The sequence below is a fragment of the Neobacillus sp. OS1-2 genome (genome assembly GCF_030915505.1).
Lineage (GTDB): Bacteria > Bacillota > Bacilli > Bacillales > Cytobacillaceae > Neobacillus.
Map to the genome: position 1 here is coordinate 914,115 of NZ_CP133265.1, position 12,303 is coordinate 926,417.

The 12,303-nt window shown below is 42.6% G+C and carries 9 protein-coding genes; all 9 read right to left on the reverse strand.

Annotation, left to right across the window (positions count from 1 at the left end):
- Positions 1 to 26: 26 nt before the first annotated feature.
- On the reverse strand, positions 27 to 1,397 hold the full coding sequence (gene gabT / locus RCG19_RS04755; RefSeq protein WP_308109864.1) for a 4-aminobutyrate--2-oxoglutarate transaminase: 1,371 nt from the start codon (positions 1,395 to 1,397) through the stop codon (positions 27 to 29).
- Positions 1,398 to 1,451: 54 nt separating this feature from the next.
- Entirely contained in the window at positions 1,452 to 2,813 is a 1,362-nt protein-coding gene (locus tag RCG19_RS04760; RefSeq protein ID WP_308109866.1) for a putrescine aminotransferase, read from the reverse strand.
- Positions 2,814 to 2,876: 63 nt separating this feature from the next.
- Positions 2,877 to 4,349, reverse strand: coding sequence for an aldehyde dehydrogenase family protein (locus RCG19_RS04765; protein WP_308110929.1), 1,473 nt, complete (start codon positions 4,347 to 4,349; stop codon positions 2,877 to 2,879).
- A gap of 374 nt (positions 4,350 to 4,723) precedes the next feature.
- Entirely contained in the window at positions 4,724 to 6,847 is a 2,124-nt protein-coding gene (locus RCG19_RS04770; RefSeq protein ID WP_308110930.1) for a sigma 54-interacting transcriptional regulator, read from the reverse strand.
- A 105-nt stretch (positions 6,848 to 6,952) separates the two neighbouring features.
- Positions 6,953 to 7,201, reverse strand: coding sequence for a biotin/lipoyl attachment domain-containing protein (locus tag RCG19_RS04775; protein WP_308109867.1), 249 nt, complete (start codon positions 7,199 to 7,201; stop codon positions 6,953 to 6,955).
- 14 nt (positions 7,202 to 7,215) lie between these two features.
- Positions 7,216 to 7,506, reverse strand: coding sequence for an SAV0927 family protein (locus RCG19_RS04780; RefSeq protein ID WP_166242139.1), 291 nt, complete (start codon positions 7,504 to 7,506; stop codon positions 7,216 to 7,218).
- A gap of 21 nt (positions 7,507 to 7,527) precedes the next feature.
- Positions 7,528 to 8,811 carry a Glu/Leu/Phe/Val family dehydrogenase gene (locus RCG19_RS04785; RefSeq protein WP_308109869.1) on the reverse strand — a complete coding sequence of 428 codons (1,284 nt, stop codon included), beginning with the start codon at positions 8,809 to 8,811 and terminating at the stop codon, positions 7,528 to 7,530.
- Between the two features lie 223 nt (positions 8,812 to 9,034).
- Positions 9,035 to 10,387, reverse strand: coding sequence for an APC family permease (locus tag RCG19_RS04790; RefSeq protein ID WP_308109870.1), 1,353 nt, complete (start codon positions 10,385 to 10,387; stop codon positions 9,035 to 9,037).
- A 314-nt stretch (positions 10,388 to 10,701) separates the two neighbouring features.
- On the reverse strand, positions 10,702 to 12,048 hold the full coding sequence (locus RCG19_RS04795; RefSeq protein WP_308109872.1) for an APC family permease: 1,347 nt from the start codon (positions 12,046 to 12,048) through the stop codon (positions 10,702 to 10,704).
- Positions 12,049 to 12,303 lie beyond the last annotated feature (255 nt).

Here is a 12,303-nt window from a genome sequence, read left to right on the forward strand (position 1 = left end):
ATAATTTTGCTTGATGACATCCATTTTTATTCCCCCCCAACCGATAATGCCGGATCCTGTAGATAAACGGCTTCCATTGCTTCCTCAAGAATTTGTAATCCTTCCTCAAGCTGGTCATCTGTGATGGTTAATGGCATAAGAAGACGGATGACATTGCTGTAAATCCCCGCGCTAAGTAACATAAGTCCGCGCTCGCATGCCGCCTTTACAATTTTTCCAACTGCTTCTTTATCAGGGGTTTTCGACTGTCTGTCCTTGACGATTTCCATCGCGCACATTGCCCCAAGGCCCCTTACATCGCCAATGCCCTCAAAGCGGTCTGCAAGAAGCTGCATTTTTTCAAGTACTCGCTCGCCGATCTTTTCGGCTCGGTCATTCAAGTTTTCACTTTCGATAATATCTAAAACCGTTAACGCCGCACGGCAACCGAGCGGACTTCCGGAATAGGTTCCGCCAATTTCACCAACCGCAGCCGCATTCATAATTTCAGCTCGCCCAATGACGCCGCTAATTGGAACACCAGCCCCCATTGATTTGGAAATGGTCAGTAAATCTGGGACAACATCAAAGTGATCAATGGCAAAATGCTTCCCAGTCCGCGCAAAACCCGTTTGGATTTCATCGGCTACGAAGAGAATTCCATATTGTGTACAGATTTCTCTTACACGCTTAACAAAGGCTTTGTCAGGAACGATAAAACCGCCTTCTCCTTGAACCGGTTCCATCACGACCGCGGCAATCGTCTCAGGTGCCACTTCCGCAAGAAGGAATTGTTCGAATTGCTCGATGATCATTTCGCTGTATTTCTGCTCACTCATTCCATCTGGGCGGCGGTACACATATGGATACGGGGCCTTGTAAACCTCTGGAGCGAATGGCCCGAAGCCAAATTTATACGGTTTGACTTTACTTGTCATTGTCATTGTCATGAGCGTTCTGCCATGGAATCCCCTTGTAAAAGAGACAATCCCTTGGCGGCCCGTGTATTTTCTGGCAATTTTCACGGCGTTTTCAACCGCTTCCGCACCACTGTTAAAAAAAGCAGCCTGCTTATCGAAGTCACCAGGGGCAAGTTCACAAAGCCGCTCAGCCAAGGTAATATATGATTCATACATCATCACATTAAAGCCTGTGTGGATAAACTGGCTTGCCTGTTCTTGTAGAGCTCTAACCACTTTTGGATGGGAGTGACCAACGTTTAGCGTTCCAATAGCACCAGCAAAATCAAGATAATGATTACCATCCACATCTTCGACCACTGCTCCTTGTGCTTTCTTTACAAAAGATTGGCAGTTATTGCTGATTCCTTTTGGGACAAATTTATTTCTACGCTCCACTATTTCCCTCGATTTTGGCCCGGGTATCTCTGTTTGGAGCTTAACATACTTCTTTTCCACTTCCGTGCTCCCCCCTTTTTTAAAAATGACTCTTTTTAATCTTATAAAATATATCTATGCGTTCACATTCCCCAATACATCTTTAAAAATGCTGACCACTTTATCCACCTCTTCATAAGAAATCGTCAGCGCTGGTTCGATACGGATGGTTTTCGAGTTGATCAACGTACCTGCCACAAGGACACCACGGTCAAACATTCCTTTTGATACTTCATAGCCAATTTCATCCTGGTGGAATTCGATGCCAATCATCAAGCCCTGACCGCGGATTTCTTGAACTTTATCTTCATGGCCTTTTGAAGCCTTTTTCAATTTTTCTAGGAAATACGCGCCCACTTCCCCGGCTCTTTCCGGTAGATTCTCTTCTAATAAAACACCAATCGTCGCAATTGCCGCAGCACAGGCCAGTGGATTTCCTCCAAAAGTAGTCGTATGCATAAATGGATTCGGGAACCAGCTTTTAAATACGTCTTCACGGGCGACAATTGCCCCTGCAGGCATCACTCCGCCGCCAAATGCCTTTGCAAGACAGATAATATCCGGCACCACATCATATAATTCAGCTGCGAACATTTTGCCAGTTCGTCCCATGCCTGTCTGAACCTCATCGAAAATTAACAAGGAGCCGTATTGGTCGCAAAGCTCTCGCACTTGTTTTAGATACCCCTCTGGTGGTAGGATGATTCCACCTTCCCCTTGAATAGGTTCTAAAATAACGGCTGCCACATCTTCACCAACCGTTGTACATACCTCAAACGTTTTTCGCATCATGTCGATGTCGCCAAATGGCACATGACGGAACCCCGGAATTAATGGCAGGAATGGTTTACGGAACATTCCTTTTGCCGTTCCGGACAATGATCCCAAGCTTTTTCCGTGAAAGGCACGAGTAGTCGAAATAAAGGTGGTCCGCTCACTGTACATTTTTGCTAGTTTAAGAGCTGCCTCGACACTTTCCGTTCCGCTATTTGTAAAAAAAGCATATTTCAAATCGCCAGGTGTGATGTCGGCAAGTATTTTTGCCAGCATCGCCCGGAGTGGATCAAGCAAGTCTTGGCTGTGAAGAGCCTGACGTTTTAACTGATCGGTTACCGCTTTAACGACCTTTGGATTACGGTGTCCAACATTATAAATACCGAAACCACCGAGACAGTCGATATACTCTTTTCCATTTACATCCTTAAAGCAGGAACCATTATCCGACCATTCGACCGCCGCAAACTGGCCGCCTTCTGTAACGGTTTTGCGATATTCCAGGAATCCCGGATTTACATGTTCGCGAAAACCATCTACCGTTTCCTTCGTAATCCATGCCGCTTCCGTTTCGTTAATTTCCTCTTTTTCTATTAAATCTAGCACCTTATTAATATATTCACTTACTTGTTGATTTTGCTTATTATTTATATCGATACTCATTTTGTTGTTCCTCCTCTTGAAATTAGATAATGATCTAGCTGCAGCGCCTAGGCACTTCCTCTTTTAATTCGAAAACCAGCCAACTGGTTCGACTTGCAAATTGATGTTAATCTGTTTAATTTCCTGGAATTCATCAAGGCCAAATGTTCCTAGGCTGCGGCCAATCCCGCTTTGTTTATAGCCACCCCATGGTGCTTCGTTATAAGTAGGATGATAGGAATTCACCCAAGTAATCCCAGCACGCAATTTTTTAACTACCCGAAGCCCTTTGGCACCATCTTTTGTAAAAACAGCACCGGCTAACCCATAAACGGTCCCATTTGCTAGCTTCAGAGCTTCTGCCTCATCCTTAAACTTTTGGATGACGACAACCGGTCCAAAGATTTCCTCTTGGACAATTTTCATCTCTTGCTTCACATTAACGAAAACGGTTGGTTCAACAAAGTACCCCTTTTCCAACCCATCTCGAACCATTCGGTTTCCACCACAGGCAAGCGTTGCGCCTTCCTGTTTTCCAAGTTCAATATAATGAAGGACTTTTTCCAAATGTTGTTCGCTGACCAGCGGCCCCATCTCCGTTGAAGAATCTTGACCAGGCCCTACCTGAATTTTTTTCGCCCGTTCAACAAACCGTTCAACAAATTGATCGTAAATACTTTCTTCAACAAGAATTCTTGACCCGGCTGAACAAACTTGACCGGAACCGGCGTAGATTCCAAATAGTGCATAATCGACAGCCGTTTCAAAATCGGCATCAGCAAAAATAATATTCGGTGATTTGCCGCCTAATTCGAGAGAGACCTTTTTCATCGTTTCAGCAGCCGTTTTCATGATATGCTTACCTGTCTTCGTACCGCCGGTAAACGAAACCATATCGACCTCCGGATGGGAAGCGATTTCATTTCCGACCACAGGACCGGCACCCATCACCATATTGGCGACGCCTTTTGGCAATCCAACCTCTTCAAAAATTTCAAACAGCTTTTTCGGAGTAACCGGTGTTACTTCCGATGGTTTATACACAATCGTATTCCCTGCTGCAAGTGCCGGAGCGATTTTCCAAACACTCATTAACAGCGGATAGTTCCAAGGAACAATTAACCCGCAAACTCCGACGGGCTCGCGAACAACCATGGCTTGCATGGGATCGGCAACATGGTAAGTCTGGCCATCAGGGGCCGTAATCAGTCCTGCATAATAGCGGAAGCATGCCGCTGCATCGGCCACATCAAAGCCGGCTTCCCTTAATGGCTTCCCATTATTCATCGTTTCAAGTTCAGTTAACTCGGTAGAATGTTCATCAATTTTGTCCGCAATTTTTAATAAATAGGACGCTCTTTCTTGAGCGGAAATACCAGACCAAACTCCTTCTTCAAACGCTTTACGTGCCGCAAAAATGGCTTCGCGGGCATCTGCGACCGTTCCTTCGGGGGCATAGGAAATCACTTCCCCATTTGCGGGATTTATCACTGGGCGTGTTTGTTGATTTTCAGCATCTTTCCACTCACCATCAATAAACATCTTTAGGTTTACCACACGGTTTTTAACTTCGACCATTTTTATTCCTCCTTTGTTCACCCTCACTAATTAATATTGCAAGAAGCGTGCCAACACTCAAAGCTAGCAATATAGCATCTTTTGAAAAAAAGCTATTCACTTTTGCATAACCTTATTTCCTATTGCATAAGAAAAGCGCAAGCGCCCTGGTCAGCGACGTATGACCTGGAGCGCTCCAACTGAGATAAAGGAAACACGAAGAGCCGAAGGCGATTCGATGTTGACTTATCGTAGGGCGGAGAGCGAAGGACACTAGTCGCTAGGGCGCTGGAGCTGGACAATTCTCAAAGTCGAAATTTATACTTCTTTATCTCTTTAAAAAAATGATCCAGATAAAAATCTGAATCGTTTTTTTAAAAAGTAGTTAAGTTTTCTAGTTTAATATTTTTCTCGGTCAATATTTTTTGATATTTCCGGCTGACGGAGGACTGACTTATTCCAAGTGCTTTTGCCGCCTTTGTGGTTGTCTTATATTGGTTCATTGCCATGATGATGAGCTGCTCTTCGACATGATCAATGGCATCCTGAAGTGGAATCACGCGGGTAATCACAGGTTTCATTTTTTTATGTTCATAGCCTAATGATAAAAATTGGCTGACGAACTCGGCATCGATTGCCTGATGGTCAGCGGTTACGACCAATCTTTCAATAATATTTTGCAGTTCCCGTACGTTACCCGGCCATGGATAAAACTCAAGCACATTAATGGCATCCGGTGTTAGATGATAATTACGGTCGTATCTTTCATTCAACTGCTGAAGGAAATGGAAAGCCAAGAGTGAAATGTCCTCCGTCCGCTCCCTTAATGCCGGAATATGAATGGGAATGACGTTCAACCGATAATATAAATCCTCACGAAATTTCCCTTCCTCCACCATTTTCGCTAGATTTTTATTTGTGGCTGCAATGATTTGCACATTTACCTTCATCGACGTTGTACTACCAACAGGGATGAACTCCTGTTCCTGCAGGACGCGCAGTAATTTTACTTGCAAGTGGACAGGCATTTCGCCGATTTCATCAAGAAACAGAATACCTCCATCGGCCTGCTTGAAATAACCGTCTTTACCATTTTTATCAGCACCTGTAAAAGCGCCCTTCGCATAGCCAAACAGTTCACTTTCAAGCAGATTCTCCGGAATAGCACCGCAGTTTAATTTCAAAAATGGATTTTGTGAACGTTTCCCTAATTGGTGAATCGCTTGGGCAATTACCTCTTTTCCGACCCCAGATTCCCCGTGGAGCAGGACAGTCGATGAAAAGTCAGCAATTTTCTTTACTTGGTTCATGATCTTTTCCATTTTGGGACTGCAATAAATTAATTTTTTCAAAAAGCGATCTTTACTTTTAAAATCATCTAATTCTTTCCGATATTGTTCCGATATTTTCCGCATTTCCTGTAGTTCGCTTTTCAGCCTTGTGGTTTCGGTAATATCGCGAGAGGCAATAATAATCCGGTCAAGTTCATTGTTTTCATTAAAAACAGGATTACCGACAGCGAGAATTTTTCTGCCGTTATGCGTTTCTTGGACAACGGAAACTTTTTTCTTTTTCTCGATGACGAGCCTTGTAACAGAGGGAGTGAAGAGACCGCGGTCTTCCAATTCAAGAATGTTTTTTCCAATTAGCTCTTTTAAATCCACATTCCAAAAATCTTGAATGATGTTTTCGCTGAATCTGATCAATTCCCCTTTGGCATTCACCACGAGAATCTCATCATATATGCTTGAAAGAATGGCGTTTAAATCTTTATTCAAATCTTTAATATATTCAATTTCCATTGCCATTTCCTCAACCATCGGCAAATCTTGAACAACGATGATAATCCCGTCCACCTCGTTATCGTAGTTCAAGATCGGACTATAATCGACGAGAACGCCCATTTCATTGGTGATTTCAAGATGGTTGAGCAGCGTCTTTCCAGTTGCAAATACCTTGTTAATATGAGAGCTGCTAAAAATATTTTCAGCCGGTAGGTTCAACACCTTCTCCGCTTTCGATTTAATCATTTTTAAACCGGCCTCATTGCAGTTAATGATGCGTTTTTCTTTATCTAAAATAAAAATCCCCATCGGAATGGAAGTCAGCATAATCTTAAGCAAGTCGACGCTTTTATTCTCCTGTTTAAATAGTTCTGCCAACACATCTTCTCTTCGAATGTAACCCGAAGGATTACCATCATCCCCCTTAATAAGCGCAAAGGGTTCACCGATAATTTGAAACAAGACGGGCAAGGAAATATGTCCGCTTAAATGACAGATACTTTCAAGCGGTTTGGCATGTTCAAGCAGGAGTTCTACCGATAAGGCCTCTTTTTCTAGTTTCCCTATGACTACATATGCATATAAGAGATTTTCTTTTTTTAAAAATAAAAAGGGTTCTTTAAGGTTACTTAAGGTTGCTTGAAATCGTTCATTACTTTCCTCAATTGCCACTGAAATAATCGGCTTCACTTTTTCTTTTGCCACGGAAAACATCATACCTTCCCCCTTACAACCTGGTCACTCTAATACTACCACTTCGTTCAGAATTTTTAAAATAGTATTCCGCAAAAAGAAGATGTGAGGAGTGGCCCCCACATCTTAATCACTTCCGGTGACAAATAAATCTTCCTTAATATAGGCCAGGACCATTCCGGGAATAACATCATCACCCTCCTGAACTTCTAGTGATTCAACCTCCCCGCTAACATTTGTTTGAATTTGTTCCAGTTTGCCGTCCAGCGTTTTGATGGCAAATAATGACTCCCATTCATAAAATCTGGATTCACTCTTAACAGAGATCCTCTCAACCTGCCCGTAACACGGGCTAAGCACTACACCGAAATACATCGTGATCACCCCTTTTAATATTGCTCCTGAAACGGACGAGTCTGTAAAACGGAGCGAAAAAACTCTTGAAATTCCGGGATATCCTCTATTTCAATTCCTAATCGTTCCGCCCAATGATCATCTGCATCGGTATCCTCTTGGCAAAGTAACACCATTTTCCCAGACTGTATCGATGTCACCATCGCTTTTCCGAAAAAATGATTGGAGTAGCCAATCGTTAAATCATAACGGTGGTTATTCGAAATAAGGCAGAAATAATGCAAGAGCTGATTTTCCTTTTCTTCCGTCAAGATTTCAAGCTTCATTCCTAGTTCCTCCTTAAAATTTTAATATCTTAACCATCCTCGCAGCCTCGAAGCTTCAGCTAACTTTTGAATGCCTTCGATATAAGCGGCAATTTTCATATTGACCCCAAACTTCTTCGCCGTGTTATGGACAGTTAAAAAGCTGGTAGTCATTTTTTCCTTAAGCCGTTCATCCACTACTTCTTCCGTCCAGTAATAGCCTTGGTTGTTCTGGCACCATTCAAAATAGGAGACAATCACGCCGCCGGAGTTGGCAAGGATATCTGGGACAACAAGAATTTCACGTTCATCAAGAATGTTTAACGCATCCTTTGTTGTTGGCCCGTTAGCCGCTTCAATAACAATCTGGCAGGAAAGCCGGCTGGCATTCTGTTTATTGATAACGCCTGAGATCGCTGCTGGAATAAGGACATCACATTCTTTTTCCAATAATTCTTGGTTGCTAATGGAGCTTTTAAAACGATTCGATACAATGCCAAAGGAGTCCCTGCTTTCCAAAAGGTGGGGAATATCTAGGCCGTTTTCATCGTATAAACCGCCAAGCACATCACTAATTCCAATCACTTTTGCCCCTAAATCATACAAATACTCGGCCAAATAACTACCGACATTGCCAAAACCTTGAACGATGATGCGGGCGTCCTTTAGCTCCATTTTCTTCATTTCACATACCATTTGCAGTGTATAAAGGACGCCTTTTGATGTAGCCGTTTCCCTGCCCTTCGACCCGCCAAGTGCAATGGGTTTTCCTGTGATGAAACCCGGTGAATCAAATTCACGGATATGGTCATATTCATCAAGCATCCAGGCCATAATTTGCGAGTTTGTATACATATCGGGCGCCGGGATATCCTTTGTCGGGCCGACAAGCTGACTTACCGCTCTCACATAACCTCTGCTTAACCGTTCTAATTCATCTAAGCTCATATTTCGGGGGTCACAGACAATACCGCCTTTTGCACCGCCATAAGGAAGATCGGTAATCCCGCACTTTAGGCTCATCCAGCCCGCCAATGCCTTTACCTCTTCAGCTGTGACATCCGGATGGAAGCGAATTCCGCCTTTTGTCGGCCCTGAGGCATCGTTATGCTGGGCACGGTAACCTTGAAAAATCTGCGTTTTTCCATTATCCATCCTTATTGGGATACTTACCTCTAAAAACCTCATTGGCTTTTTCAAAAAGTCATACACCTGCGGGGGATAGTTTAGAATGGTTACAGCTTCCTTCAGCGTCTCCTGAAACTCAACAAGCGAATTATCCTTTTCCTTTTCTTTCGTATTCACGTTTAGCGATTCAACGGCCATTCTTAACACCTCATTTTGTATTGTTATTATTGGTAGTAGCAATTTCCGTGCCAACTGTTGAAATACTGATGGAGGCAGGTTTTTATGATGGAATTTATTAATAATGAATATCAGCGTTATGAAAAAATGATTGAACTATTCATTTCTGCATACAAACGATTTATTCCTGATTAAGTCATACAAAAAGCCAGGCGAGTAGCCTGGCTCAGGTAACTTTCTCTATCTATAGTGAAGAAGTTCTCTCCGCGTCATCAATATTTAAATCGGCAATTTTAATTGTAAAGAATCTTGTTTGGAAAATCATATAAACGACACCAATGACAATCCACACGATCCCCCCGATAAGAGCATCTGCTTGGAGGTTATACCACAAGATTCCTGTTAAGCCAGCACCAAGAATTGGCATTACAAGGTAGGAGAATATATCCTTTCCTGTTTTGTAGCTTTTTAAGCGAAAAACGAAATGAGCGATGACGGATAGGTTAACAAATGTAAACGCAATTAGAGCGCCAAAATTAATAAACGATGAAATTAGCTCAAGGCTTGGTGCGATAGCAAGGAGGGATACTACCCCAACAAGGACGACGTTAAAAACCGGTGTCCGAAATTTGGGGTGGACATAACCGAAAGTCTTCTTCGGAAGGACACCGTTCCGGCCCATCACGTACAAAAGCCGTGACACACTTGCATGGGAAGCAAGTCCCGAGGCCACTGTTGCGGCAAACGCACCAGATAGGAAAATCAGTTTAAAGAGGGTACCGCCGACAAACATGCCAATTTCCGGTAACGTATCATCGGTTACCTTAAAGCCCGAAATATCCGGAAATAAGGCTTGGGCAAAATAGCTGCAAACGAAGAAGATCGCGCCGCCAATAAAGACTGTCAACATAATCGCCTTTGGCATTATTTTACTATCAATGGCTTCCTCCGCATACATCGTGACAGCATCAAAACCAATAAATGAGAAACAAACCACTGTTGCCCCTGTTAAAATGGCGCCAAGATGTACGTTGGAATGGAAAATCGGTTCTGTTGTAAAAATCGTTCCTTGGCCCATCCCTTTAGAAAGCTGGAGGAAGGCAAGAACAATAAAAGCCGCAATTAAGACCACTTCAAAAATAACAAGCAGTGAATTTAAACTGGAGGTTTTCCCCATACTCCAGGCATTAATAGCCGTGACGACGGCGACATAACCGACGACCCAAATCCATGCCGGAACAGCAGGAAATACCGATACCATATAAATACGAATAATTAGAGCGTTTACCATCGGAAGTAAAATGTAATCCAGCAGCGCCGCCCAGCCGACAAGGAAGCCTAGGTGCGGGCTCATCGTTTCCCTTGTATAGGTGTAGGCAGATCCTGCGCTCGGAAATACCTGTACCATTTTTCCATAACTAATCGCCGTGAACAACATCACGACTAATGCCGCCAGATACGCTAGCGGAACGACACCATTTGTTTCTTTAGACACGATCCCAAATGTATCAAACACAATCGTTGGTGTCATATACCCTAAACCCAGCATAACAATTGCCCAGAGTCCAAGTGAACGCTTAAGAGTAGTATTCTCCAATTTACTCAACTCTCCTTTAGTCACTATTTTCGTTTATCAGCTCCAATTGAAAGCACTTACATTTCATTGATTATTTATGAATGCTTCTATTTTTACAGGAATTCCCCCTCTTATCTTAAAATAAAATCCAACTATTTTAAATAGTTGCAATTTTCATACCAATTTATATTTATTTCCGCGAAGTCTGTTATCACTACTTCTAGTCAACCTTTTCAGAAGTTACCTTTATGAAAATATGCATAAGCTAACCAGAATTGCATAAACTCTCGTTACAAAAAAAGCAGCGGAATTTGATTCCCCTACTTTTTCAAAAACTATATTTGTGCTTCCTCCGCTTTAAACTGCGGCGGTGCTGCCCGGAATGCTTTAGTGAGGTAGAGCAAATAGGCAAAACCGATTCCAAACCATGTGAGTCCCATCATCAAGGAGCTAGTCTCGAGATTAATCCAAAGGATCCCAACCGTCCCTGCCCCAATCAGCGGCATGACGACATAATTGAAAAATCCCTTTGGAGTACGGTGCATTTTGTGACGAATGGCAAAATGACTGATGACGGACAAATTAACAAACGTAAAGGCCATTAATGCCCCAAAATTAATTAAGGAAGTGGCTGTCACTAAGTCAAAAAACCATGCGGATAAGGAGATCACGCCAACAATGGCTACATTGATAGCAGGGGTTCTCCATTTTGGATGGACATAACCGAACCATTTTTCCGGGAATACTTTGTCACGCCCCATTACATACAAGAGCCGCGATACACTTGCGTGGGAAGCAAGTCCAGAGGCAAGCGTGTTCACAAAGGTTGTACATAAGAAAATCGATTGAAACAGCTTGCCGCCGACATAAAGGGCAATTTCTGGCAGTGCTGCATCTGGTTCTTTAAACCTTGAAATATCAGGGAAAAATAGCTGAATAAAAAAGGATGTGCCGATAAAAATAATTCCGCCCCATAACGCTGTTAGCATAATCGCTTTCGGAATTGTTTTTTCCGGATTCGGTGTTTCTTCTGAAAGGGTCGTAACCGCATCAAAGCCAAGGAACGAAAAGCAAAGAATCGTTGCACCCGTAATGAGGATCGGGATGTTCATACCTTCAATAAAAAACGGCTGTAAACTAAAAACAGTACCTGTCCCTTCACCTGCGTGCAGTCCTTTAATCACAAGGATGATAAAGACAATCATGATGAGAACTTGAACTAATACGAAGAAAGTATTGAAATTTGCCAGGATATTTACACTTCTTAAGTTTAAAAAGGTAACAATTCCGACAAATACCAGTACCCAGATAAAATCCGGAACAGACGGAAACAAGGCGTGTAAATATAATTTTGTTAATAACGCATTTACCATTGGTAAAAATAAATAATCCAGTAATGACGACCAGCCAACTAGAAAACCCAGGTGCCCGTTGATGGCTTTTTGTGTATACGTATAAGCTGACCCTGCCTGCGGAAACACCTTTACGAGTTTCCCATAGCTCGCAGCCGTAAAGAGCATCCCAATCAATGCAATGATATAAGCCGTTGGTACATGGCCTTTCGTTACTCCTGAAACAATTCCAAAGGTATCAAACACCACCATTGGAGTCATATAGGCTAACCCCATGATGACGACTTGCCATAACTTTAACGACCTTTTCAGCTTTACACCATTCTCCACTTATCATTCCTCCCTTTTTTAAACCGCTTTCAAAAATGAATAACCCCTTTGTCCGTTCCCCCTTGTTTTTTTAAAATACACGAATGTATTTTGCAAATTTCATGCCAAATGGTTTCCAAGTAAAAGATCTATACAGATGTGGTTTATTCCCGTGTTGAATTATTCAGCCGCGCATATTTTATTCTGAAATAAATAATGATGACCACTCACGCCTTGAGTCATATATTTCATTCTGCTGGCATAAAACTTGCATCA